Below are 23926 nucleotides of genomic sequence, written 5' to 3' on the forward strand. Positions count from 1 at the left end.
GGGACACAGGAAGGAGGGCACCATGACCCCAGACAGGACCCCGGCCGGCGGTCAGCGGCATGCGGCAGCGCCGGCCATGCGGTACGCCAGGCGCGAGCACGAGTTCCGCCCCTCCCCGGTGCGGGCGGTCTTCGAGCTCGCCCTCGACCCGCGGTTCGTGTCCCTGGCCGGGGGCAACCCGGACACCGCTCTGCTGCCGCACGAGGAGATCGCCGAGATCTCCTCCCGGCTCCTGCGCGATCGGGGCGCCGAGATCCTCCAGTACGGCTCCGGGGCCGGCATCGGCGCCCTGGCGGAAGTGGTCGGCGGGCTCATGGCCACCCAGGGGGCGCAGGTCTCCTCCCGCGAGATCCTCATCACCACCGGCTCCCAGATGGGGATCGACCTGGCCACCAAGCTGCTGTGCGACCCCGGCGACGTCATCGTGGCCGAGGGGCCCACCTATGTGGGCGCCATGGGTGTCTTCGGCGCCTATGAGGCCCAGCTGCGCCAGATCCCCGTGGACGGCGAGGGCCTGGTGCCCCAGGCACTGGAGGAGGCCCTCGACGCGGTGGAGGCGGAGGGTCGGCGCGTGGGCTACCTCTACACGATCCCGCACCACCAGAACCCCTCGGGCACCACCCTGTCGCTGACGCGGCGAGAGCAGGTGGTCGAGATCTGCGCGCGCCGGGGGGTGCCGATCGTCGAGGACGACCCCTATGCCCTCGTCGGCTTCCCGGGAACCGAGCCGCTCGCCTCCCTGTACTCCCTCAACCCTGCGGGCGTGCTGCACCTGGGCTCCTTCTCCAAGATCTTCTCCCCGGGCATGCGGGTGGGGTGGATGGCGGCGCCGCCCCAGGTGCGCGACCGCCTCCAGATCGCCGGGGAGTCGGTGGACATCCACCCCAGCGTCCTGGCCCAGGAGATCATCGCGGCCTACGTGGGCACCCCCTCGTGGTCCGAGCACCTGGGCCGCCTGCGCCGGGCCTACGCCGGGCGCTGCCAGGGCCTCCTGGATGCACTGGCCCAGCACGCCCCCCAGGGGGTGTGCTGGACGGTGCCCTCCGGCGGCTTCTTCACCTGGGTGACCATCGACGGGGTGGACCCGGGCGCCGACATCCTGGGCGCGGCCATCGAGCGCGAGCTCATCATCGTGCCCGGGCGGGCCTGCTTCGCGGCAGACCCGCCCTCGGCGTGCCTGCGCCTGGCCCACTCCAGCTCCTCACCGCAGGTGCTCCAGGAGGGGGCGCGGCGCCTGGCCCGGGTGATCGACGACCTGCGCCGGGCCCACCCGGTCTGAGGCGGGACCGGGGCCGGGCGGTCGACGATGATCTCAGGGCCTTCATGTGCCGACCGGCCCCGGCACCCGGGGGAGTCCCCAGCCTTCCGCGGCGCGCGGCAGTCCTGCCAAGCGGAGAGCCGTATCCTCTGCGGCCTGGCGCCCGCCGAGGGCCACCCACGACGGCCCTTGCCGCAAGTCCGCGCTCTCTGCGCTTCTCTGGGAGGTTGTGAGCAGGGAGGGTGGTGGGTGAGGGGTCTGTGGGGTGCCGGCAGTCGGGCCCGCCTCGGCCACAGAGGGCCGGCGTCGGTGGGGCGGGTTCACTTGGGCATCACTTCGCGACAAAGGCGTCACTTCGCGACAAAGGCGTCACCTACAAGTACCGTCCAAGTCGCGAAGTGACGTCCAACGTGAGTCCCGCGCCCCGTCGGAGGCCTTCCCCCACCTGTTCGCAGCCTCCCGGGAGGGACCCCTACTCCAGCTTCTCGAAGGTGCGGGCCCAGGCGCTGCGCACCGGGTTGGCGTCGGCCACCCGGGCCTCGAAGCGGGAGTCGGCGATGTCGATGATCTCGCCCAGGGCCGTGCTGAACTCCCGGGCGGCGGAGGCCTCCACCCGCTGCCAGCCGCGGGCCATGAGCTCGCGGCGATCGGTCACATGCGTCAGGCACATCACCAGGGGCCGGCCGAAGCGCTCCTCATAGGCCCGCGACAGCGCCTCGAGCTCGGCGCGCTCGGCGTCGTCGAAGGAGCCCAGGGCCAGGCCTGCGGTGTCCAGGCCCGCCTGCGTCTCGGGGCTGGGGGACAGCACCAGGTCGGTGATCGGCTCGTAGGCGGCGATGAGCTCCTCCTGCTGCTGGGGCGGGGCGGTCAGCACCGCCTCCTCGAAGGCATGGCGCAGATCCGCCGTCGTGGCGAAGGGGCGGCGCTCCCAGGCGCGCTCGGCGGGCCAGTCCACCCCCACATGCAGGTCGCGGAAGGTCTCGACGAAGGCCTTGCGGTCCATCTCGCCGACCTGCCGAAGCTCCACGGGGCGGCCGCCCACCACGGTGACGTCGTCGCTGCGCCCGCCGCCCAGGTGGAAGAAGACGATGTTGAGCACGATCGCGGTGATGGAGCCCAGGGTCACCCCCGAGCCGAAGAGGATGGCCAGCCAGGAGGGCATGGCCGCGGCCAGGTCCGGCTTGAAGGTCACCAGCAGCGCCAGGCCCATGGAGGTGGACACGATGACGGCGTTGCGGTTGTCGCGCATATCGACCTTGCCCAGGGTCTGGATGCCCACCACGGCCACGGAGGCGAACATGGCCAGGCTCGCCCCGCCGATGACCGGGGTGGGGATCGCCGCGACGATGGCACCGGCCTTGGGCAGCACTCCCAGGATGATCATGATGACTCCGGCAGCAGTGACCACCCACCGGGACTTCACCTGGGTCAGGCGCACCAGCCCCACATTCTGGGCGAAGCAGGTGTAGGGGAAGGAGTTGAGCACCCCGCCCAGCAGGGTGGACAGGCCATCGGCGCGCAGGGCCGCGGCGATGTGCCTGGGGGTGATGCGCCTGCCCACCACCTCGCCGGTGGCGAAGACGTCCCCGGTGGTCTCCACGGCGGTGACCGCCATGACGATGACCATGGAGATGATGCCCGTGAGGGTGAACTCGGGGATGCCGAAGTAGAAGGGCGTGGTCAGCCCGATGGGCGCGGCGGAGCCGACCCCGGAGAAGTCGGTGTCCCCCAGCGCGGCGGCCACGGCGGTCGCTCCCACCAGGCCCAGGAGCACCGCGATGGTGGACATGAAGCCCTTGAAGACCCGCTGGACCACCACGATGACGGTGATGGTGGCCAGGGCGTAGGCCAGGCCCCTGAGGGTCAGGGCCGCGGCGTCCTGGCCGGGGGCCGCCTGGGCGCCCCAGGAGACGATGTCGTTGGCCGAGACGCTCATGAGGGTGGTTCCCATGATGGTCAGCAGGGTCCCGGTGACCACCGGAGGGAAGAAGCGCAGCAGGCGGGCGAAGTAGGGGGCGGCCAGGAAGGTGATGAGGCCGGCGGCGATGATGGACCCGTACATGGCCGCCAGGCCCTGGGTCCCGCCCTGGCCGCCGGTGGCCGCCAGGCCGATGGCGATGAGCGGGGAGACCGCGGTGAAGGTGACGCCCTGGATGAGCGGCAGGCGCACGCCGATGTGCCGGCCCAGTCCGGCGGACTGGATGATGGTGGCGATGCCGCAGGTGAGCAGGTCGGCGTTGATGAGGTGGATGGTGGTCGCGGTGTCGAGGTGCAGCCCCTGGGCGATGACCAGGGGGACGACGACGGCGCCGGCGTAGAAGGCCAGGACGTGCTGGAGGCTCAGCACGGCGAGCCGGCCCACCGGCGGGACGGCATCGACGGGGTCCTTGGGGCGCTTGCTCGGGGCGGTGCTCGGTGCTGGGGAGTGGTGTGACACGGGGTCTCCCTCACGAAGGGGCAGGGCGCCTCAGCATACCCACGGCCCGGCCCGCCGCGCGGTCCCCGCAGGTGTCGGGCCCCTCGGGGATGCGCGGCGGGCCGGGGGAGGCGGATCATGATCGGCCGTGCTGGCCGCGCCGCGCATCGCCGGAGCCCGCCGCGCCCCGCCGCCCGTCCCCGGCCGGCCTGCCGCCTCAAGAGGGCAGTGGCGGTATCGGGCATATGCTGCTACTCTTCTCTCACAACATCAGACAACTGACGTCTGGTGATGAACCTCTGCGTGAGACCACTCGATGATGAGAAGGGGGAGGCAGTCATGTATGCGGAATCGTCATGGCGCGTCACGATGACCGCCCGGCGCCAGTCCGCCGTCCGTCAGGGCCGCGGACCCTCCCCGATCGGCGCCTGAGCCCCGCCTGAAGAGCCGCTGCCCGGCCGGCCCGTCCCATCGGATGCCCCTCGGCCCCCGGTCGGCCGCGGCGCATCGGCCGGCAGGACCCCGGCGCCACTGCCGGTTCCGGCCCGGGGCCCTGCTGCCCCCAACTCGCGGCTCCTCCCCGAGCCCCTCGCAGGCCTGCGACGACCTCCATCCACTCCCAGCGCGGCGCCCCCCAAGGGCATCCGCGCCCCTGTTGACCACTGGACTGATGACGATGAACTCATGGCATGACGACGTGCGCACCCTGGACGCCACCGCTCCCAGCGGGAGCATCACCTTCGATCTCAGGGCCCGGGCCTCGGGACCCCTCATGCGCATCCTGGGGGCCGAGGGCAGGTCCCTGGCCCTGCGCCTGGCCGACTCCAGGCTCCTGTACGAGGTGCGCCTGCCCGAGCGGCGCAGCACCCTGGACGCCGAGGATGTGCGGGGGCTGGACGACGGGCAGTGGCACTCCGTGGCGCTGACCGCCGGTGCGCGGGGCACCCGCCTCTACATCGACGGCTACCAGGCCTTCTGCGGCACGACCACCGCCTTCCTCTCCGACCTCGGGGCACTGGAGGGCCTGGAGCTGGGCGGGGCCGGAGCGCGGATCGAGTCCTTCACCGTCCACCCCCAGGTGCTCAGCGCCCGCGAGGTCCTCGCCCTGGCCCGCCCCGCCGTTCCCGAGGTGGAGTTCGCCGCCAGCGCGCTGAGCGCCCACGACGTCGCGCGCCTGGCGGGCCTGCGGCGCGGCTCGCTGAGCCTGCGCTTCCGCTCGCGCGGGCGCGGGCAGCACGGGGTCATCCTGGCGGCCAGCGGGCGCGGCTCCACCCTGAGCCTGGCCGTGGGCCCCCGCGGGCTGACCTACCGACTGAGCGCGGAGGGCGAGGGCCGGGACGGTGCCGCGGGCGGCGAGCGCGTCGTCGAGGCCCCCGGGCAGTGGAGCCAGGGGCAGTGGCACGATGTGGCTCTCGTCGTGGGCCACGGCGCCGTCGACCTCTACGTCGACGGCTTCCGGGAGGCCCACAGCCCCGGGGAGTTCTTCCTGGGCGACGTCGAGGGCCTGGAGCGCATCGTCGTGGGCCAGGACGACCACGGCGTGAGACTGGCCGGGGAGGTCGCCCGCGCCGGCATCCACACCCGCATCCTCAATGATGCCCAGGTCAAGCGCCTCAGCGGAGTCGATCCGATCGAGACCGACGCGGTCTTCGACCGGGGCTACGCGGGCTCGGCCTCCTACCGCATCCCCAGCATCCTGACCCTGGCCTCGGGCACGGTCCTGGCCGCGGCCGACCAGCGCGTCTCCAGCCCCAACGACGCCCCCAACGACATCAACCTCGTCGTGCGCCGCTCCCTGGACGGCGGGTGGACCTGGCAGGAGCCGACCACGGTCATCGACTGCCCCGGCACCGGCCAGGACGCCGCCAATGTCATCGACTCCTGCATGGTCCAGGACCCCGGCACCGGGCGCATCCACCTCCTCATCGACCACTTCCCCGGCGGGATCGGACAGCCCCACTGCTGGGCCTCGGTGGGCTTCGACGAGCGGGGCAGGATGCTGCTGCGCGACCGGCAGGAGGTCCGCTACGCCCTGGAGCCCGACGGCGCCGTGGTGGGGATCGAGGGAGAGGCGACCCCTTGGCGGGTCGACGCCGATGGGGGGATCACCCACCAGGGGAGCCCGGCGGGCAACATCGCCCTGGCTCCGGGGGCCGAGCCCGACCAGGAGCTGCACATGATCCCCACCAGCTACCTGCTCCACCTCCACTCCGACGACGACGGGCGGACCTGGAGCGAGCCGCGCCACCTTAACCCCCAGGTCAAGGAGCCGTGGATGCGGTTCCTGGGCACGGGCCCCGGCAACGGGATCGCCCTGCGCCACGGGGAGCACCGCGGCAGGCTCGTCATCCCCGTCTACTTCAACAACGAGGCCAACTGGCTGGCCATGTGCGCCACCGTCCTGTACTCCGATGACCACGGGGAGACCTGGAGCCTGGGGCGCACCCCCAACGCGGGCCGGCCCACCGGGGACGGCGCGCTGGACCCCGCCGCCTTCACCGACGAGGCCTACTCGCTGCACGAGGCCACCGTCGTCGAGCGGCGCGACGGCACCCTCATGATGCTCATGCGCAACCAGGGCCCGGCGGGCAGGGTGGCCGTGGCCCTGTCCCAGGACGGCGGGAGCACCTGGGGGCAGGTGGCCTTCGATGAGGACCTGCCCGAGATCTGGTGCCAGCCCAACGCCATCACCCTGGCCTCACCGGCGGGCCAGGACCGGGTGGTCTTCGCCAACGCCTCGCTCATGCTGCCCTACCGGGGCTGCGGCGTGCTGCGGCTGAGCCTGGACGGCGGGCGGACCTGGCACCGCTCGCGCACCCTCAACCCCGGCCACCACGTCTACCAGTGCCTGTGCGCCCTGCCCGACGGCGCCCTGGGGGTGCTGTGGGAGAACGAGTACCAGGGCCTCTACCTCTCGCGCGTCCCGCTGAGCTGGTTCGGCCTGGACCTGGAGCCGGTGGTCCTGCCAGCAGCCGAGACCCGGGAGGTGGAGCCCGCGTGAACGCCCCGACCCCGCGCCACTGCCCGGCACGCCCACCGATGCCCGTCCCGATGCCCATCCCGATTGTCAACCCGATCGTCATCGCCCAGTTCAAAGGAGAGCTCTCATGACCCCGACGACCAGCCACCTGCCCTCGCCCCTTCTCAGCCGCCGCGGCCTGCTCCTGGCAGGAGGAGCCGGGCTCGCCGGGGCGCTCGCCGCCTGCGGGGGCTCGGGCAGCCCCTCCCAGGAGGACACCGGGCCCCTGGCCGGGAGCGTCACCATGTGGTCCTCCTTCACCCAGGGCCCGCGCGCCGAGTGGATGCAGAGGATGGCCGATGAGTTCCACGCCGCGAACCCGGAGGTCACCGTCACGATCGAGCAGTTCTCCTGGGGCGAGTTCAACACGAAGTGGACCACGGGCCTGACCTCGGGCCAGGTCCCCGACATCTCGACGGCGCTTCCCAACCAGGTCGTGGAGATGATCAACGCCGAGGCACTGGTCCCCCTGGACGATGTCATCGACTCCATCGGCCGTGACCGCTTCCCCAAGCCCGCGCTGGCCGAGGGCCAGCTCGAGGGGGTGTCCTACTCCGTGCCGATCTACTCCCACGCCCAGGTGATGTGGTACCGCAAGGACCTGCTGGAGGCCAAGGGGATCGCGGTGCCCCAGACCTGGGAGGAGCTCGCCGCCGCCGCGAGGGCCATCGGCAGGTCGGATGACCTCTACGGCCTCTCGGTGCCCCTGGGCACAGGCGACTTCATGGGCGCCAGGTACCTCAACTTCTACGTGCGCTCCGCGGGGGAGACCCTGCTGAAGAAGGACGGCTCGGCCAACCTCACCTCCCCGGCTGCGCTGGCGGGCATCAAGTACTGGGTCGACCTGTACAAGGAGGTCTCCCCGGAGGGGTCGCTGGACTACGCGGTCCTCGACCAGGCGACGCTCTTCTACCAGGGCAAGACCGCCTTCGACTTCAACTCCGGCTTCCACATCTCGGGAGTCGCCTCGAACCGGCCGGACCTGGTGGACTCCATCGCCGCGGCCCCGCTGCCCAGGCTCAAGGCCTCCGACAAGGCCAACTACCCGGCGGAGGTCTCCAACGTCCCGATGGTGGTCTGGGAGGCCTCCGAGGTCAGGCAGGAGGCCAAGGCCTTCCTGGAGTTCCTCTTCAGCAAGGAGGAGTACATCGACTTCCTCCACTCCGTGCCCGGCGGGATGCTGCCGGTCCTCAGTGATGTGACCACCGAGCCGGCCTACCTGGAGGAGGAGACGATCACGAGGCACGCCGACTCGATCGCGGTGATCCAGGACCAGGTCGGGGTCGGCAGCGCCATCGGGATGGAGAACGGCCCGCTGCCGCAGGCCGGTGTCCTGACGGGACAGGCGCTCATCGAGAAGATGTTCCACGCGATCATCGCCGACGGCGCCGACATCGAGACGGCCGCCAAGGACTGCGAGACCAAGCTCAACGACGCCTTCGAGGCGGCTGGGGCGAAGATCTCCTGAGCCGATCGGGTGGCGGGGCGCTGCGCCCCGCCACCCGGCGGAGGGTCGTCATCATGACACGCATCAAGCGCATCAACTGGTCTGGAATATGCTTCGTGGCGCCGTCGGTCATCGTGGTCCTGGCGCTGCTCATCTACCCCGTCATCTCCAGCGTGTGGTACTCCTTCACCGACAAGCACCTGCTGCGCCAGGGCTATGAGGTCATCGGCCTGGAGAACTACACCGAGCTCCTGGCCTCGAAGGACTACTGGAACGCCTTCGGGGTCTCCATCAAGTGGACCGCCGCCTCGATCGTGGGCCAGCTCCTGGTCGGCATGGCCCTGGCCCTGGCCCTGGACCGGGTCCCCCGGGGCTCCGGAGTGCTGCGGACCCTCCTCATCGTCCCGTGGGCCTTCCCGGCGATCATCACCGCCTTCGCCTGGAAGTGGATCCTCAACGACGTCTACGGATTCCTCCCCAACCTCCTGAGCTCGACGGGGCTGACGAGCAGCAACATCGCGCTCCTGGGCAAGCCGGAGACCACGTTCTGGATCGTGCTGGCCATCAACATATGGTTCGGGGCCCCGATGTTCATGGTCAACATCCTCTCCGCTCTCAAGACCATCCCGCAGGAGCAGTACGAGGCGGCCATGGTGGACGGGGCCTCCGGGCTGCAGCGCTTCCGCTTCATCACCCTCACCCATATCCGCGAGGTCATCGGCCTGCTGGTGGTCCTGCGGACCATCTGGGTGTTCAACAACTTCGACCTGCTCTTCCTCCTGACGGGGGGAGGGCCCGGGGAGCGCACCACCACCCTGCCGATCTTCGCCTACCAGGCCGGCTGGAGCCTGCGCCAGCTGGGCGTCGCCTCGACGGTGACCGTGCTGCTCCTGATCTTCCTGCTCCTGCTGGCCGCGGTGGCCTTCAGGGTGCTTCGCCGCTGGGATGAGGAAAGGGGCTAGATCATGCGTCATGTGGGACAGAGCAAGTGGGGCCTGGTCGGCACCTACGCATTCCTCATCATCGCGGCCGCGATCGCCGTCTTCCCCCTGCTGTGGGTGGTCCTGTCCTCCTTCAAGACCTCTCAGGAGCTGGCGCGCAGCCCCTTGCAGCTCTTCTCCCTGGAGCCCACGCTCGAGCACTACCGCAAGGTGATCGGTGAGATCGGCTTCCTGGGCAATCTGCGCAACTCGCTCATGCTGGCGGGAGCCTCCACGCTCATCACGGTGCTCATCTCCCTGCTGGGCGCCTACGGGGTCGTCAGGTTCTTCCCCAGGGTCGGTCGTCAGCTGACGAAGATCCTCATCGGGACCTATATGTTCCCGCCGATCCTCCTGGCGATCCCCTATACCGTCACCATGGTCAAGCTGGGGCTGATGAACAGCTACGCCGGGCTGGTGATCGCCTACCTCTCCTTCTCGATCCCCTATGCCATATGGATGCTCATCGGCTTCTTCCAGACGGTCCCCGTGGGGATCGAGGAGGCAGCGGCGGTCGATGGCGCGAGCCGGTTCCGCGTGTTCTGGCAGATCTCCGTGCCGATCATCCTGCCGGGGATCGTGGCCACCGCGGTGTACACCTTCATCAACACCTTCAACGAGTTCCTCTACGCCCTGCTGTTCATCACCGAGTCGGACAAGATGCCCGTGGCCGTGGGCCTGTACTCCCTGCAGGGCTCCGAGGTCCTGGACTGGGGCGCGATGATGGCGGCCTCCGTGATCGTCATCGTCCCGTCGGTCATCTTCTTCATGGCCATCCAGCGGTACATCGCCGCGGGGCTGTCGGAGGGATCGGTCAAGTAGGCCCGGTGCGGGTGCCCTGCGCGGTGCCGCCCCCACCATGCCGGTGGGGGCGGCACCGTCGTCGTGCGGCGGCCCTCGGGGCAGGTGCTCGCCGCCGCACGCGGCGTGCACCGGGCCCGGGGCCGCCGGCTCAGGACAGGGCGGCCAGCAGCGGGGCGTAGTGATCGGCGGTGGCCTGCTGGTAGGCCTCGATGTCCCCGGCGCGCGCGGCGGCGAGCATGGTGCGGTGGGCGCGGGCGGTGGTGATGATGTCGTCGGGTGTCGGGGCGCCCAGCAGCGGCACCGTCAGGGCGTGCACCGTCCAGAAGGCCTCGGTCAGGTACTGGAAGAGGTGGTTGGGCAGGGCTCCGAGCAGCCGGGTGTGGAAGGCCTGGTCCGGCTCGGTGAACAGGCTGCCCCTGAGGGCCAGGGCCTCCATCTCATCGACGATGGCGTCCAGCTCGGGGTCCTCCCGGTCCGTCCAGGCCTCGACCACCCGGGGGGCCAGCGCCCGATCGAGGGTGGCGCGCACCTCGACGACATCGCGCAGCCCGCGGTACCCCTCCCCGGAGTGGAGCAGGCCCCGGAAGACCAGGGACTCGACCATGGGGCGCATGGAGGCCTCGGAGACGAAGGTCCCGTGGCCGTGGCGCACCTCGACGATGTCCAGGGCCACCAGGGTCCGCACCGCCTCGCGCACCGAGGAGCGGGAGACCTCCAGGTCCGTGCACAGCTGGGACTCGGTGGGCAGGGGGTCGCCGGGCCGGAGGCCCTCGGTGAGGATGTACTCCTTGATCGAGCTGATGGCCGTGGCGGCCTGGGTCCGCGGTCTGCGGGTCAGGGAGGCGTAGGCGCCCCGGGGAGCCTTCCTGTCGCTGGTCGTGCGTGCTGCCTTGTCCGCCTTCACTGACTTCACTGACTTCACTGCCTTCACTGCTCGCTCTGCGTGATCGTCTGCCTGTCGCCCGGCGAGGCCGGTTCGGGACCGCCGGGACCGGTGAGACCGCCGCGATCATTGTCACCGATCCGCCCCCGTCGCGCTGGGCTTGGGTCAGCACTTGGTAACGGTTGGCGGCCGCTTTGGCCGGGCGGTCCGGCGTCTGCTACAGTCATCCTACCAACGTCAGACAACAGACGTCCGACTTTAGGAGAGAATCGATGGCGATCAACACTCCGGCCGGTTCCAGCCGCCGGGACTTCTTGAGGCTGACCGGCACCCTCGGCGCGGCCGCCGGCCTGGTGGCGGGCCTGGCCGCGTGCGGCGGCGGCCAGGGGCCCTCCGCGAGCAGGAGCGGCGGTGCCTCAAGCGCCCCCACCGAGCAGGAGGTGACGAGCAAGGACGGCGTCATCACCGCGGGCATCTCCTACGAGCTGGGCACCAACGGCTATGACCCGATGACCACCTCCGCGGCGCTGACCGTCGCCGCCAACTGGCACACGCTCGAGGGCCTGACCGAGCTCCACCCCGCCACTCGCGAGGTCTACGCCGCCCTGGGCGCCGAGCTGCCCGCGATGGTCGACGACACCACCTACGAGGTCGCCCTGCGCGAGGGCGCGATGTTCTCCGACGGCACCGCCGTGACCACCGAGGACGTCGTCTTCTCCTTCGAGCGGGTCCTGGACCCCGCCAACAAGTCCCTCTACTCCCAGTTCCTCACCTTCCTGGACAAGGTCGAGGCCAAGGACGGCACGACCGTCACCATCAAGCTCAAGCACGCCTTCTCCCTGGTCGCCGAGCGCCTCTCGGTGGTCAAGATCGTCCCCAAGGCCAAGGTCGAGGCCGATGCCAAGGCCTTCGACCTCATGCCCGTGGGCACCGGCCCCTACACGATGACCGACAACGGCGCGGCCACCCAGAAGGTCGTCTTCGAGCGCAATGACAAGTACAACGGCCCCCGCCCGGCCCTGGCCAAGTCCATGACCTGGCAGATCCTGCCCGATGACACCACGCGCACCAACGCGATCACCTCCAGCGCCGTCCAGGCCATCGACGCCGTCCCGGCCGCCAACCTGTCCACCATGAAGGCCCCGGTGACCGTGGCCGCCGAACAGGGCTTCGGCCTGCTGTTCGCCATGTTCAACCACACCCGGATGTCCGACGTCAAGGCGCGTCAGGCGGTCATGCACGCCCTGGACTACGCCAAGATCTGCGAGACCGGCATGGCCGGCCTGGCCACGCCCGCCACCTGCTTCGTCCAGGAGGGGCACCCGGCCTACAAGAAGGTCTCCACGGTCTACAGCCTCAACGCCGAGAAGGCCAAGTCGCTGCTGTCCGAGGCCGGCATCACCTCCCTCAACCTGCTGTGCACCGACCACGGCTGGTTCAGCTCGGTGCGCCCCATCATCCGCGAGAACCTGGAGGCACTGGGCATCACGGTGGCCTACACCGAGAAGAAGTCCTCCGAGGCCTACTCCTTCATCGACTCCGGCGAGGGCGACTGGGACGTCCTCATCGCCCCCGGCGACCCCTCGGTCTTCGGCAACGACGCGGACCTGCTCATGCGCTGGTGGTACGGCGCCGACCTGTGGACCGAGACCCGCATGCACTGGAAGGGCGCGGAGGGCTACACCGCGGTCCAGAGCGCCCTGGATGAGGCCGTCAAGCTCGAGGGGGATGCCCAGATCGCCAAGTGGCAGGAGATCTTCGAGACCCTGGCCACCGAGGTCCCGCTCTACCCGATCTTCCACCGCAAGAGCCCCACGGCATACAACTCCGAGACCCTGCAGAACTTCAAGCCGATCAAGCTCACCGGCCTGTCCTTCGTCGGCACCGGCTCGACCGCGTCCTGAGGGCGCGCCCGCGCCCCGGTCCGGGCCCGCCAGCGGGCGGCGCCGTCACCGGCCCCCGGCCGGATCCCCCGACGCCGCCCGCTGGGCCGTCCCGCCGGTGCGCGGCCCGCCGCCCTCCGGGCCCTCGGCCCCCAACCCTCCCGCCAGCCGCCGGCCCCGGCGGCGGACACTCACGCAAAGGAGCATCCCGGTGTCCAACCTCCTCCGCCTGATCGGCAGGCGCCTTGTGGCACTGCCGGTCATGGTGCTGGGCGTGACGCTGCTCGTCTTCGTCGTCATGTCCTTCTCCTCGGCCGACCCCGCGCGCCTGGCGCTGGGGGAGTCCGCCTCGGCCGACGCCCTGGAGCAGTACCGCGCCGCGCACCACCTCAACGACCCGCTCCTGCAGCGGTACTGGAACTACCTCGTGGGGCTGGCCCACGGGGACCTCGGCACCTCCTTCACCGGGGTCAGGATCTCCGACCTGGTGGCCTCGGCCTTCCCCATCACCATCCAGCTGACCTTCATCGGCATCCTCAGCGCGGTCCTCCTGGCCACCATCCTGGGCGTGGTGGCCGCCCTCCACCGCGACCGCTGGCCCGACCAGGTCATCCGGGTGATCTCCATCGCCTGCCTGGCCACCCCCTCCTTCTGGCTGGCACTCCTGCTCATCCAGTGGCTGGGCGACGTCCCCGGCGGGTCGGGCTCCTTCCCCTCGGTGGTGACCACCTGGGTGCATTTCTCCGATGACCCCGCGGGCTATGCCCACCAGGTCTTCCTGCCGGCCCTGGCCATCGCGGTGCCCAGCACCGGCTCCCTGACCCGCGTCGTGCGCACCGCCATGGTCGAGGAGCTCGACCGCGACTACGTGCGCACCGCCATCGGCGGCGGCATTCCCAAGCACGTCGTCGTGGGGCGCAACGTGCTGCGCAACGCCCTCATCACGCCGCTGACCGTCCTGGGCCTGCGCATCGGCTACGCCATGGGCGGCGCCGTGGTCATCGAGCGGATCTTCAACATCCAGGGCATGGGCGAGCTCATCTTCCAGGGCATCACGCGCAACGACGTCAATATCGTCCAGGGCGTCTCGATCACCGTGGCCCTGGCCTTCATCGTCATCAATATCGTCGTCGACCTGCTCTACGTCCTCGTCAACCCACGAATCAGGAGCATCTGATGCTGCACCGCCGCACACTGGAGAGGGCATCCCGGCCCGGAATGCGCTTCCAGGGCTGGAAGGCCCTGCCGCTGGGCTCCAAGATCGCCGTGGTCATCCTGGGACTCATCGCACTGGCCGCCGTCCTGGCCCCCGTGGTGGCGCCCTACAGCCCCGGCGCCACCGGACTGGCCCAGACCGAGACGACCACCTACATCGAGGGCGTCGGCGAGGTCACCTCCTCCGATCCCGCCACCGCACCGAGCGCCTCCCACCCCTTCGGCACTGACGCCACCGGCCGCGACATCTTCTCGCGCATCGTCTACGGCGCCCGCGTCTCCCTGGTGGTGGGCCTGGCCGCCACCGGGCTGGCCCTCATCATCGCCTGCGTCCTGGGCGCCGTGGCGGCGACCTCGCGCAAGTGGATCGCCGAGGCGCTCATGCGCCTGCTCGACGTCGTCATGTCCTTCCCGGGCATCGCCCTGGCGGCCGTGCTGGTCTCGGCCATGTCCACCCGCCTGCCGATCCTGCCGGTCATCGTCATGTCGATCGCCGTGCTCTACATCCCCCAGCTCACCCGCGTGGTGCGGGCCAATATCCTGTCCCAGTTCGGGGAGGACTACGTGGCGGCCTCCAAGGTCATGGGCGCCGCCGTGCCCTGGATCCTGGGCAAGCACGTGGCCCGCAACTGCCTGGCGCCCATCATGGTCTTCGCCACCGTCCTGGTGGCAGACGCCATCGTCTTCGAGGCCTCGCTGTCCTTCATCGGCGCTGGTATCCAGTCGGTCAACACCCCCACCTGGGGCAACATGCTCTCCGAGGGCAAGGCCCTGCTGCTGTCGGGGCACTGGTGGCCCACCTTCTTCCCCGGCCTGATGATCCTCATCACCACGCTGTGCCTCAACATCCTCTCCGAGGGCCTGACCGACGCCATGGCCTCGCCCCGGGTCAGGGTCAAGGCCGACGTCCAGGCCGACGAGGAGGCCATGGACCAGTCCGGCGAGGGCATGCGCGAGGTCCAGCAGGCCTGGGAGGAGGCCGCCCAGGCCGTGCGGGACAACGCCACGACCCCGTCGAGCACAACGACGCCGGACCAGGTCAGCTCCCTGACCGGGCTCGTGGCCCCCGCCGCCGAGGAGGTCCCCCTCGAGCAGCGCCTGGCCTGCCTGCGCGCGGCCGAGCGCGGGCGCACCGACCGCCTGGTCCACCGCGATACCGGGGCCGAGCCCGTCCTGGAGGTCAAGAACCTGTCCATCGCCTTCCCCCAGCAGCACGGCGAGGTCGACATCGTCGACTCGGTGTCCTTCTCCGTGCGCCCCGGCGAGACCATGGGCCTGGTGGGGGAGTCGGGGTGCGGCAAGTCCATCACCTCCATGGCCGTCATGGGCCTGCTGCCGCCCAGCGCGCGACTGAGCGGGGAGATCCTCTTCCAGGGACGGAACCTGCTGGAGATGACCCCCGCCGAGCACAACGCCCTGCGCGGGCACGAGATGAGCATGATCTACCAGGACGCCCTGTCCTCCCTCAACCCCTCCATGCTCATCCGCTCCCAGATGAAGCAGCTGACCAGGCGCGGCGGCACCCGCAGCGCCGAGGAGCTCTTGGACCTGGTGGGCCTGGACCCCGTGCGCACCCTGCGCAGCTATCCCCACGAGCTGTCCGGGGGGCAGCGCCAGCGCGTCCTCATCGCCATGGCCCTGACCCGCGACCCCGCCCTGGTCCTGGCCGACGAGCCCACCACGGCACTGGACGTCACCGTCCAGAAGCAGGTGGTCGACCTGCTCAACGACCTGCGCGAGAAGCTGGGCTTCGCCATGGTCTTCGTCTCCCACGACCTGGCCCTGGTGGCCAAGCTCGCCCACCGCGTCACCGTCATGTACGCCGGCCAGGTGGTCGAGCAGGCCCCCACCGGCGAGCTGCTGTCCAACCCCGTCCACGAGTACACCCGGGGCCTGCTGGGCGCCGTGCTGTCCATCGAGTCCGGCTCCCAGCGCCTTCACCAGGTGCGCGGCGTGGTGCCCTCGCCCAGCGAGTTCGTCAAGGGCGACCGCTTCGCCCCGCGCTCCTCCCACCCCGGGGTCGGCCTGGAGACCCGTCCGGTGCTCAAGGAGGTGGCCGGTGCCCCCGAGCACCGCTACGCCATCACCCCCGAGCTCGAGGCCCTGCTTGCCAAGGAGAGTCACTGATGCCCCCGACCGCCTCCACCTGGAGCCCCCAGGACCCCGTCGTTGAGCTGCGCGGAGTCCACGTCATCCACAAGTCGCGCACCGGCAAGCTCTTCAAGCCCGACACCGTCCACGCCGTCAACGACGTCAGCCTCTCGGTGCGCCGCGGCGAGACCCTCGGGCTGGTCGGCGAGTCCGGCTGCGGGAAGTCCACCACCGCCCGCGTCATGGTGGGCCTCCAGGAGGCCACCAGCGGCGAGATCATCTTCAAGGGCCGGCCCCTGGGCCGCTCGGCGGCCGCCCGCCGCGAGCTGGGGCGCAGCGTCTCGGTGGTCTTCCAGGACCCCGCCACCGCCCTCAACCCGCGGATGGTCGTGCACGACACGCTCATCGACCCCCTCAACGTCCACGGCATCGGCTCCCCCCGGGAGCGGGAGGCCCGGGTGCGCGACCTGCTCCACCTGGTGGGCCTGCCCGACTCCGCCCTCAACGTCCTGCCGCGCCAGATCTCCGGGGGCCAGCGCCAGCGCGTGGCCATCGCCCGGGCCCTGGCCCTGGACCCCGACATCATCGTGGCCGACGAGCCCACCAGCGCCCTGGACGTCTCGGTTCGCGCCCAGGTCCTCAACCTCCTGCAGGACCTCAAGGCCACCCTGGGGCTGGGGCTGGTCTTCATCAGCCACGACATCAACACGGTGCGCTACGTCTCGGACCGGATCGCCGTGATGTACCTCGGGCAGATCCTGGAGACGGCCAGCACCGAGGAGATCTTCACCAGCCCCCGCCAGGAGTACACCAGGACCCTGCTCGCAGCGGTCCCCTCGCTCCTGGACGCCTGAGACCGCCAGCCGCAGCCGCTGCCCCGACACTTGCGGCGCCGCGCCCCGGCACGCCGCCGCCCTCCCCTGCCACACCCCTCTTCATCGAAGGACAGCACCTCACTATGGACACCCGATTCACCGGCGTCATCCCGCCGGTCATCACCCCCTTCACCGCCGAGGGCGGCCTGGACCTGGACAGCCTGGAGGCCGTGGTCGACCGCCTCATCACCGCAGGCGTCCACGCCCTGTTCGCCCTGGGCTCCTCAGGCGAGGTCGCCTACCTCACCGACGCCCAGCGCGACGCCGTCATCGAGCGCACCGTGGCCGCGGCGGCCGGGCGCGTCCCGGTGCTGGCCGGAGCCATCGACACCACCTCCCAGCGGGTCATCGAGCAGGCCCGCCGCGCCGTGGGCCTGGGCGCCGAGGCGGTGGTGGCCACCTGCCCCTTCTACGCCAAGAACGACGCCCAGGAGATCGCCGAGCACTTCCGGGCCATCGCAGCAGCGGTCGAGGCCCCCCTGTTCGCCTACGACGTCCCGGTGCGCCTGGGCGGGGTCAAGCTGGAGTGCGACATGCTGGTCGAGCTGGGCCGCCAGGGCGTCCTGGCCGGGGTCAAGGACTCCTCGGGCGACGACGTCGGCTTCCGCCGCCTGGTGGCGGCCAATGAGGCCGCCGGGCACCCCCTGGCCCTGCTCACCGGCCACGAGTGCGTCGTCGACGGGATGCTCCTGCTGGGCGCCGACGGCGTCGTGCCCGGCTACGGCAATGTCGACCCCCACCGCTACGCGCTCCTGTGGCAGGCCTCCCGGGAGGGCGACTGGGCCCGGGCGCGCCAGATCCAGGACGAGATCTGCGCCGGCTTCGAGATCGTCTTCGTGCCCCGGGGCCGCTCGGCCGACGCCACCGGCATCGGCGCCTTCAAGACCGTCATGGAGGCGCAGGGCACCATCGCCAGCAACCGGATGGCCTTCCCCGTGCGCGCCCTGGACGGGCGGGTCAAGGACGGCATCCTGGCCATCGCCACCGCCCAGGGCCTCATCTAGGGCCTGCGCGCCCGCCCCGCGGGCCCGGCCCTGCCGGCCCCCACCGCAGCCCCAGCCCCGACCGCCCGAATGCGAGGACATGCCATGACCACCGCCGCCCCGGCCCCTGAGCGCCCCCGCGGGCAGGAGCGCGGCCTCGTCGTGGGCCTGGACCTGGGCGGGACGAAGATGGCCGCGAGCCTGGTCAGCGCGGCGGGGGAGCAGGTCGGCCGCACCCGCACCCGGCCCACCCCCGCCCATGAGGGGCCCGGGGCCATGCTGGAGGCCATCGCCTCCCTGGTGCGCGACACCGTCCGCGGCTCCGCGGACGGCGGCCCGGTCGCGGCAGTGGCGGGCGTGGGCATCGGCACCGCCGGAGTGGTCGACGTCGAGGCGGGGCGGATCGTGTCCTCCACCGACGCCATCACCGGCTGGGCGGGCACCGAGGTCGCCGCTGGCGTGGCCGCCCTGCTGGAGCCCGAGCTCGGCGCCCTGCCCATCCACGTGGAGAACGACGTCGACGCCTACGCCGCCGGGGAGGCCTGGATGGGCGCCGGCCGGGGACTGCCCTGCGTCCTGGTGGCCGCCGTGGGCACCGGGGTGGGCGGGGCCCTGGTCCTGAGCGGCAGTGCCCGCCGCGGCGCCCACCACGTGGCCGGCGAGATCGGGCACATCCCGGTGGCCGAGGCGGCGGGCGAGCGCTGCACCTGCGGGCGGCCCGGGCACCTGGAGGCCGTGGCCGCCGGCCCCCAGATCCACCGCCGCTACCTGGCTCTGGGAGGCGACCGCCAGGCCCGGGACGCCAGGGAGGTCGAGGAGCGCGCCGACGCCGGCGACGCCCTGGCCCGGCGCGTCTACCAGGACTCGGCCACCGCCCTGGGCCGGGCCCTGGCGGGAGCGGCGACCCTGGTGGACCCCGACCTCATCATCATCTCGGGGGGCCTGGCCCGCTCCGGGCAGCTGTGGTGGGGCCCCCTGCGCCGGGCCTTCGCCGGCGAGGTCATCGGCCCCCTGGCGGATCTGCGGATCGTGCCCGCCGTCCTGGGCACCAGCGCCCCCATCATCGGCGCCGCCCGCGGGGCCCTCAGACTCGCGGGCATCGCCCAGGACGGAGGGCCCGCGCAGGCGCGCTGAGGAGGGCCCCGAAGGCAGGGGCAGGGAAGAACAAGGAAGGACGAGGAAGGACGATGAGCTCCGACATGACCACCGAGACGACCAGCCCACCATCCCCCCGCACCCGGCCCCCGGCCGCGCACTCCCGGGAGGGCCGGGCCGCAGGCTCCTCCCATCCGGTCCTGGAGGCCATCCGCGGCGGGCTCATCGCCTCGGCCCAGGCCTACCCGGGCGAGCCCATGCGCGACCCGCGCACCATGGACCAAGTGGCCCGGGCCTGCGTGCGCGGGGGAGCGGTGGCCATCCGCGCCCAGGGCCTGGCCGACCTCGAGCTCATCAACCAGCATGTGGAGGTCCCGGTCATCGGCCTGTGGAAGGACGGGCACGAGGGCGTCTTCATCACCCCCACCCTCAGGCACGCCGTGGCCGTGGCCGCCACCGGGTGCCAGATCGTGGCGCTGGACGGCACGCGCCGCGAGCGCCCCGACGGCCTGAGCCTGGCCCGCACCATCGAGGGCCTGCGCGAGGCCTTCCCCCACGTCCTCGTCATGGCCGACTGCGGCTCCCTGGAGGACGCCAGGTGCGCCCAGGACGCCGGGGCCGATCTGCTGGGCACCACCCTGGCCGGGTACACCGGGGAGCGCCCGGCCACCCGGGGCCCGGACCTGGAGCTGGTCGACCAGGTCGCCGCGGCCTGCCAGCGCCCGCTCATCGTCGAGGGCCGCGTCCACACCCCGGCCCAGGCGGCCGCGGCCATGGAGCACGGGGCCTGGGCCGTCGTCGTGGGCACGGCGATCACCCATCCCACGACCATCACCTCCTGGTTCGTCCAGGCGGTGGCCGGGGTCTAGCCCGCGGCGCCGTCATGCGCGGCCCGGGGCGCGGGAGGCGGTAAACGCCGTCGTTCCGCGGTTCGCGCTTCATGTGACAGGTGTGACGGGAGTTGCCCAGATGTGTCAATTGTTACGCATCATGCGGCGCAACACCGGCTTCGTACCTGACAAATCCCAGGTTCTATGCGTAGCGTTGCAGGAAGCGGCACCACAAAAGGGTGCCCAACCGCGACCGAGAGGGAAGACATGTCTGTCAACCGCACCGAGCTCATTGCCGCAATCGCCGAGAAGGCCGGCCTGACCAAGACCGATGCCGATGCCTTCCTGGGCGCCTTCCAGGACGTTCTGGTCGAGAACGTCGCCAAGGGCGAGGCCGTCAAGATCACCGGCCTCATGGGCATTGAGCGCGTTGAGCGAGCCGCGCGCACCGGCCGCAACCCCCGCACTGGTGAGGAGATCCAGATTCCCGCCGGCTACGGCGTCAAGGTCACCGTCGGCTCCTCCCTGAAGAAGGCCGTCGCCGGCTGATCGCGGGGCACGAGCACCCGTTGAGGACCTGCCCGGAGGGCGCCAGGCCACGAGGCCCGGCGCCCTCCGGGCGCATGAGGACCCTTCTCGGGGAGGAGCCGGGCCGCCGGCCCGGGCGCCTAGGGTCGGGGCATGATCGACATCCCCCCGGCCGGCGCAGCGCCGCCGGCCCCCGCCCTGCGCCTGGAGGCCCTGGTCAAGGCCTTCGGCCGCAAGGTCGCGGTCGACCGCATGAGCCTGAGCGTCCCGGCATCCAGCTTCTACGGCATCGTGGGCCCCAACGGCGCGGGCAAGACCACGGCCCTGTCCATGGCCACCGGGCTGCTGCGCCCCGACGCCGGCCGCGCCCTGGTCCACGGCATCGACGTCTGGGCCGACCCCATGGGGGCCAAGGCCCACCTGGGGGTGCTGCCCGACGGCCTGCGCACCTTCGACCGCCTCAACGGCCTGGAGCTGGTCACCTACTCGGGCCTGCTGCGGGGCATGGACCGCGACGTCGTCGTGCCGCGCGCCACCGAGCTCATCAGGGTCCTGGGGCTGTGGGAGGCCGGGACCACCCTCGTGGCCGACTACTCCGCGGGCATGCGCAAGAAGGTGCACCTGGCCTGCGCCATGGTCCACTCGCCCTCGATCCTCGTCCTGGACGAGCCCTTCGAGGCCGTGGACCCGATCTCGGCCAGGAGCATCCAGGCCATCCTCAAGGACTTCGCCGCCGCGGGCGGCACCGTGGTCATGTCCAGCCACGTCATGGCCACCGTCGAGCGGCTGTGCGATCACGTGGCCATCATCCACCAGGGAGGCGTCGTGGCCGCCGGCACCACTGATGAGGTGGCCGGCGCCCAGGGCCTGGAGGACCGCTTCGCCCAGATCGTGGGCGCCCCGGCGCGCACGGAGGGACTGTCATGGCTGCGACCCTCATCGCGCTGAGATGGCGCCTGACCCTGGGGGCCCTGCGCAAGAACCCCTGGGCGGTTGTGGGCACCATCATCGGCCTGCTCCACGGCGCGGGTCTCCTGCTCGGGGCCGGGATCGGGGCCGTGGCACTGGGCGGCCTGGCCGCCCCGGCGGACACGGCGGCGGTCCTGGGCGGCCTGGGCGCGCTCATCGTGGCGGGCTGGGCGGTGGTGCCCCTGTTCCTGACCGGCGTGGACTCCACCCTCGACCCGCGCGCCATCGCCGCCTGGACCGCCCCCTCACCCGCCCTGGCCCGGGGGCTGCTGGCCGCAGCCGCCTGCGGCATCCCCGGGGTCCTCACCGCGGTGGCGCTCCTGCTGCCCGCCGTCGTCTGGCTGGCGGCCGGTGAGCCGGCGGCCGCCGGCCTGGCCCTCCTGTGCGCGCCCGCCGGCCTGGCCACCTGCGTGCTGCTCTCGCGCCTGGTCGTCATCCGGGCGGGAGTCTGGGCCTCGCGGCGCGGGCGCGAGACCACTGCGGTCATCGCCTCGATCCTCATCATGGTCGCCGCCCTCATCCCCTCCCTGGTCCCCCGGATCCTGGAGGCCCAGGGCGCCCAGGCCCTGGCGGGGCTGCGCACGGCCGCCACCGCCCTGGGCCTGAGCCCCCTGGGGTGGTCCTTCTCCGCGCCGGGGCTCCTGGTGACCGGGCCCGCCTGGGCGGGGCCCGCCGCGGCCCTGGGCGCCTGGATCCTCCCGCTGGCGCTCCTGAGGCCCTGGCGGCTCCTGGTGACCCGCGTGATGACCAGCGCGGGGCCCTCGGCCGGAGCCTCGCAGTCCTACGCCAGCGGGCACCGCTGGCGCTCCCGGTCCCACGGCTCCCAGGCCCCCGCGGCCGGGAGGGCCGCAGCAGGGGCGGGAGGCGGTGCCCCGACGGCCCCGACGGCCCCGACTGACGCGATCCCCGAGGTCCTGCCCTGGGCGGCCGGGCTCACCCGCCTCCTGCCCGCCCTGCCCGCGGCCTGCGCGGCCACCGCTGCCAGGTGCCTGCGCTACTGGCGCTCCGACCCCCGCTACCTGGTCCAGGCGATCCCGGTCCTCATGCTCCCGGTCCTGCTGGTGGCCATGCCCGTGCTCGGCGCCGCCCGGGTCTCCGTCAACGGCCAGGAGGTGCGGACCAGCATGGCGCTGGGCCAGGCGCCCACCGCCATGCTGCTGATCGTCCCCGTCCTGGTGCTCATGATGGGGTGGTCCATCCACAACGACATCGGCTATGACTCCACCGCCGTGTGGAGCCACATGAGCGCCGGGGTGCCCGGCCGCCAGGACCTGGCGGGCAGGGCGCTGGCCGCCCTGGTCTGGCAGGCGCCCGTGGCCGCCATCGGCGTGGCGGGGATCAGCCTGTGGACGGGGCGCTGGGATGCCGCCCCGGCCCTCATCGGCGGCAGCCTGGCCCTGCACGGCTGTGCCCTGGCCTGGTCGCTGCTGACCAGCGTGCTCCTGCCCTACGAGGTCGTGCCCCCCGGGGCCTCCCCGCTGAGCTCGCGCACCTCGGGCACGGCCCTGGTCGCCGCCCTGCTGCAGGCGCTCGGGATCCTCGTCATCCTCCTGGCCGCAGCGCCCGTGGGCGCGCCGGCCGTCGCGGCCGTGGTCACCGGCCGCACCTCCTGGGGCTGGCTGCTCATCCCGGTGGGCGCGGCCTGGGGCGCGGGCGCCCTGGCCCTGTCCATCAGCCGGGCGGGGCGGCTGCTGGATCGGCGCGGCCCCGAGCTCCTGGCCACCATCCAGTCCTGGCCCGGCCACAGCCAGACCGCCTGAGCCGCCCACCATGCCCCGAGGCCGGCAACCGCCGGGCAGAGCCGCCGGGCCAGGGCCCTGGGGAGTAGAGTTGTGCCGCCGCCCGAGCGGGCAGGCCCAGGTCATCCCCACGTGTCAGAGAGGACGCAGCAATGAAGGTCGTCATCCTGGAGACCGCCGAGGACATCGCCCAGCGCGCAGCCGATGAGATCGAGGCTCTGCTGGCCTCCAAGCCCGACGCCGTCCTGGGGACAGCCACCGGCTCCAGCCCCCTGCCCCTCTACGACGAGCTCGCCCGCCGCTGCCGGGCCGGCCGGATCTCCTTCGCCCGGGTCGAGGGCTTCATGCTCGATGAGTACGTGGGACTGCCGGCCGGGCACCCCGAGCGCTACGCCACCTTCATGGAGACCCACCTGCGCTCGCGCGTGGACATGCGCCCCGGCTCCCTGCACGGGCCCGACGCCCTGGCCCAGGACCTGGAGGCCGCCTGCCGCGACTACGAGGAGCAGATGGCGGCCTCCGGCTACTGCGACCTGCAGATCCTGGGCATCGGCTCCGATGGGCACATCGGCTTCAACGAGCCCGGCGGCCCCCTGGACTCGCGCACCCATATCGATGTCCTGACCGAGCAGACCCGTCGCGACAACGCCCGCTTCTTCGGCGGCGACATCGAGGCCGTCCCCACCCACTGCATCACCCAGGGGCTGGCCACCATCATGGAGGCCCGCAGGCTCGTGCTCATCGCCACCGGACGGGGCAAGGCGCCGGCCATCGCCCAGCTCGTCGAGGGCCCGGTCAGCGCCCAGTGGCCCGCCACCGTCATGCAGGGCCACGACGACGCCCTGGTCCTCATCGACCCCGAGGCCGCCAGCCTGCTGACGAAGCCGTGAGACCGGTGACCCCAGTGAAGC

18 protein-coding genes are annotated in these 23926 nt (G+C 71.8%); 16 read left to right on the plus strand and 2 right to left on the minus strand.

The annotated features are described in order from the left end of the window. The first annotated feature begins 22 nt into the window (after window positions 1-22). Complete coding sequence (locus J5X07_RS06800) at window positions 23-1279, plus strand: aminotransferase-like domain-containing protein (protein ID WP_208479101.1); 1257 nt, start codon at window positions 23-25, stop codon at window positions 1277-1279. Between the two features lie 451 nt (window positions 1280-1730). Here J5X07_RS06800 and J5X07_RS06805 read toward each other — a convergent pair whose 3' ends face one another. After that, complete coding sequence (locus J5X07_RS06805; protein ID WP_208479103.1) at window positions 1731-3695, minus strand: solute carrier family 23 protein; 1965 nt, start codon at window positions 3693-3695, stop codon at window positions 1731-1733. 649 nt (window positions 3696-4344) lie between these two features. Here J5X07_RS06805 and J5X07_RS06810 point away from each other — a divergent pair. The 4 genes from J5X07_RS06810 (at window position 4345) to J5X07_RS06825 (ending at window position 9942) form a co-directional block, all read left to right on the plus strand. Further along, window positions 4345-6675: an exo-alpha-sialidase gene (locus J5X07_RS06810; protein WP_424924095.1), complete on the plus strand. Its 2331-nt coding sequence runs from the start codon at window positions 4345-4347 to the stop codon at window positions 6673-6675. A gap of 106 nt (window positions 6676-6781) precedes the next feature. Further along, window positions 6782-8161: an ABC transporter substrate-binding protein gene (locus J5X07_RS06815; protein ID WP_124933472.1), complete on the plus strand. Its 1380-nt coding sequence runs from the start codon at window positions 6782-6784 to the stop codon at window positions 8159-8161. A gap of 53 nt (window positions 8162-8214) precedes the next feature. Further along, window positions 8215-9102: a carbohydrate ABC transporter permease gene (locus J5X07_RS06820; protein WP_208479105.1), complete on the plus strand. Its 888-nt coding sequence runs from the start codon at window positions 8215-8217 to the stop codon at window positions 9100-9102. 12 nt (window positions 9103-9114) lie between these two features. After that, complete coding sequence (locus J5X07_RS06825) at window positions 9115-9942, plus strand: carbohydrate ABC transporter permease (protein WP_424924096.1); 828 nt, start codon at window positions 9115-9117, stop codon at window positions 9940-9942. Window positions 9943-10072: 130 nt separating this feature from the next. On the opposite strand, the gene J5X07_RS06830 is transcribed toward J5X07_RS06825, so the two are convergent. After that, window positions 10073-10837, minus strand: a complete 765-nt coding sequence (locus J5X07_RS06830) for a FadR/GntR family transcriptional regulator (protein WP_424924097.1) — start codon at window positions 10835-10837, stop codon at window positions 10073-10075. A gap of 242 nt (window positions 10838-11079) precedes the next feature. On the opposite strand from J5X07_RS06830, the gene J5X07_RS06835 reads away from it, so the two are divergent. From J5X07_RS06835 to nagB, 11 genes are all read left to right on the plus strand, one after another. After that, window positions 11080-12711: an ABC transporter substrate-binding protein gene (locus tag J5X07_RS06835; RefSeq protein WP_124933469.1), complete on the plus strand. Its 1632-nt coding sequence runs from the start codon at window positions 11080-11082 to the stop codon at window positions 12709-12711. Window positions 12712-12901: 190 nt separating this feature from the next. Next, on the plus strand, window positions 12902-13867 hold the full coding sequence (locus J5X07_RS06840; RefSeq protein ID WP_124933468.1) for an ABC transporter permease: 966 nt from the start codon (window positions 12902-12904) through the stop codon (window positions 13865-13867). Then, on the plus strand, window positions 13867-16032 hold the full coding sequence (locus J5X07_RS06845) for a dipeptide/oligopeptide/nickel ABC transporter permease/ATP-binding protein (protein ID WP_124933467.1): 2166 nt from the start codon (window positions 13867-13869) through the stop codon (window positions 16030-16032). Before J5X07_RS06840 ends, J5X07_RS06845 begins: the two co-directional genes overlap by 1 nt. Next, window positions 16032-16850, plus strand: coding sequence for an ATP-binding cassette domain-containing protein (locus J5X07_RS06850; protein ID WP_124933466.1), 819 nt, complete (start codon window positions 16032-16034; stop codon window positions 16848-16850). The genes J5X07_RS06845 and J5X07_RS06850 overlap by 1 nt, the downstream gene beginning before the upstream one ends. 104 nt (window positions 16851-16954) lie before the next feature. Then, window positions 16955-17875, plus strand: a complete 921-nt coding sequence (locus tag J5X07_RS06855) for a dihydrodipicolinate synthase family protein (protein WP_124933465.1) — start codon at window positions 16955-16957, stop codon at window positions 17873-17875. Window positions 17876-17959: 84 nt separating this feature from the next. Continuing rightward, window positions 17960-18988 (plus strand): ROK family protein, encoded by a 1029-nt coding sequence (locus J5X07_RS06860; RefSeq protein ID WP_208479109.1) that lies wholly within the window; start codon window positions 17960-17962, stop codon window positions 18986-18988. A 65-nt stretch (window positions 18989-19053) separates the two neighbouring features. Beyond that, window positions 19054-19818 carry an N-acetylmannosamine-6-phosphate 2-epimerase gene (locus tag J5X07_RS06865; protein ID WP_208479111.1) on the plus strand — a complete coding sequence of 255 codons (765 nt, stop codon included), beginning with the start codon at window positions 19054-19056 and terminating at the stop codon, window positions 19816-19818. A gap of 228 nt (window positions 19819-20046) precedes the next feature. Beyond that, on the plus strand, window positions 20047-20328 hold the full coding sequence (locus J5X07_RS06870) for an HU family DNA-binding protein (RefSeq protein WP_124933462.1): 282 nt from the start codon (window positions 20047-20049) through the stop codon (window positions 20326-20328). Window positions 20329-20460: 132 nt separating this feature from the next. Next, window positions 20461-21255, plus strand: coding sequence for an ABC transporter ATP-binding protein (locus tag J5X07_RS06875; RefSeq protein ID WP_124933461.1), 795 nt, complete (start codon window positions 20461-20463; stop codon window positions 21253-21255). Further along, a complete protein-coding gene (locus tag J5X07_RS06880) occupies window positions 21231-23036 on the plus strand; it encodes a transporter (RefSeq protein ID WP_208479112.1) in 1806 nt (601 codons plus the stop codon). Before J5X07_RS06875 ends, J5X07_RS06880 begins: the two co-directional genes overlap by 25 nt. A gap of 131 nt (window positions 23037-23167) precedes the next feature. Then, window positions 23168-23905 (plus strand): glucosamine-6-phosphate deaminase, encoded by a 738-nt coding sequence (gene nagB / locus J5X07_RS06885; RefSeq protein ID WP_124933459.1) that lies wholly within the window; start codon window positions 23168-23170, stop codon window positions 23903-23905. The last annotated feature ends 21 nt before the right edge of the window (window positions 23906-23926 follow it).

Source organism: Actinomyces bowdenii, assembly GCF_017592395.1.
Taxonomy (GTDB): domain Bacteria; phylum Actinomycetota; class Actinomycetes; order Actinomycetales; family Actinomycetaceae; genus Actinomyces; species Actinomyces bowdenii.

Excerpts from the sequence above, each read along its gene's own strand:
- J5X07_RS06800 (WP_208479101.1), top strand. The coding sequence starts at position 23 with ATGACCCCAGACAGGACCCCGGCCGGCGGTCAGCGGCATGCGGCAGCG.
- J5X07_RS06810 (WP_424924095.1), top strand. The coding sequence starts at position 4,345 with ATGACGATGAACTCATGGCATGACGACGTGCGCACCCTGGACGCCACC.
- J5X07_RS06815 (WP_124933472.1), top strand. The coding sequence starts at position 6,782 with ATGACCCCGACGACCAGCCACCTGCCCTCGCCCCTTCTCAGCCGCCGC.
- J5X07_RS06820 (WP_208479105.1), top strand. The coding sequence starts at position 8,215 with ATGACACGCATCAAGCGCATCAACTGGTCTGGAATATGCTTCGTGGCG.
- J5X07_RS06835 (WP_124933469.1), top strand. The coding sequence starts at position 11,080 with ATGGCGATCAACACTCCGGCCGGTTCCAGCCGCCGGGACTTCTTGAGG.
- J5X07_RS06845 (WP_124933467.1), top strand. The coding sequence starts at position 13,867 with ATGCTGCACCGCCGCACACTGGAGAGGGCATCCCGGCCCGGAATGCGC.
- J5X07_RS06850 (WP_124933466.1), top strand. The coding sequence starts at position 16,032 with ATGCCCCCGACCGCCTCCACCTGGAGCCCCCAGGACCCCGTCGTTGAG.
- J5X07_RS06855 (WP_124933465.1), top strand. The coding sequence starts at position 16,955 with ATGGACACCCGATTCACCGGCGTCATCCCGCCGGTCATCACCCCCTTC.
- J5X07_RS06860 (WP_208479109.1), top strand. The coding sequence starts at position 17,960 with ATGACCACCGCCGCCCCGGCCCCTGAGCGCCCCCGCGGGCAGGAGCGC.
- J5X07_RS06865 (WP_208479111.1), top strand. The coding sequence starts at position 19,054 with ATGACCACCGAGACGACCAGCCCACCATCCCCCCGCACCCGGCCCCCG.
- J5X07_RS06870 (WP_124933462.1), top strand. The coding sequence starts at position 20,047 with ATGTCTGTCAACCGCACCGAGCTCATTGCCGCAATCGCCGAGAAGGCC.
- J5X07_RS06875 (WP_124933461.1), top strand. The coding sequence starts at position 20,461 with ATGATCGACATCCCCCCGGCCGGCGCAGCGCCGCCGGCCCCCGCCCTG.
- J5X07_RS06880 (WP_208479112.1), top strand. The coding sequence starts at position 21,231 with ATGGCTGCGACCCTCATCGCGCTGAGATGGCGCCTGACCCTGGGGGCC.
- nagB (WP_124933459.1), top strand. The coding sequence starts at position 23,168 with ATGAAGGTCGTCATCCTGGAGACCGCCGAGGACATCGCCCAGCGCGCA.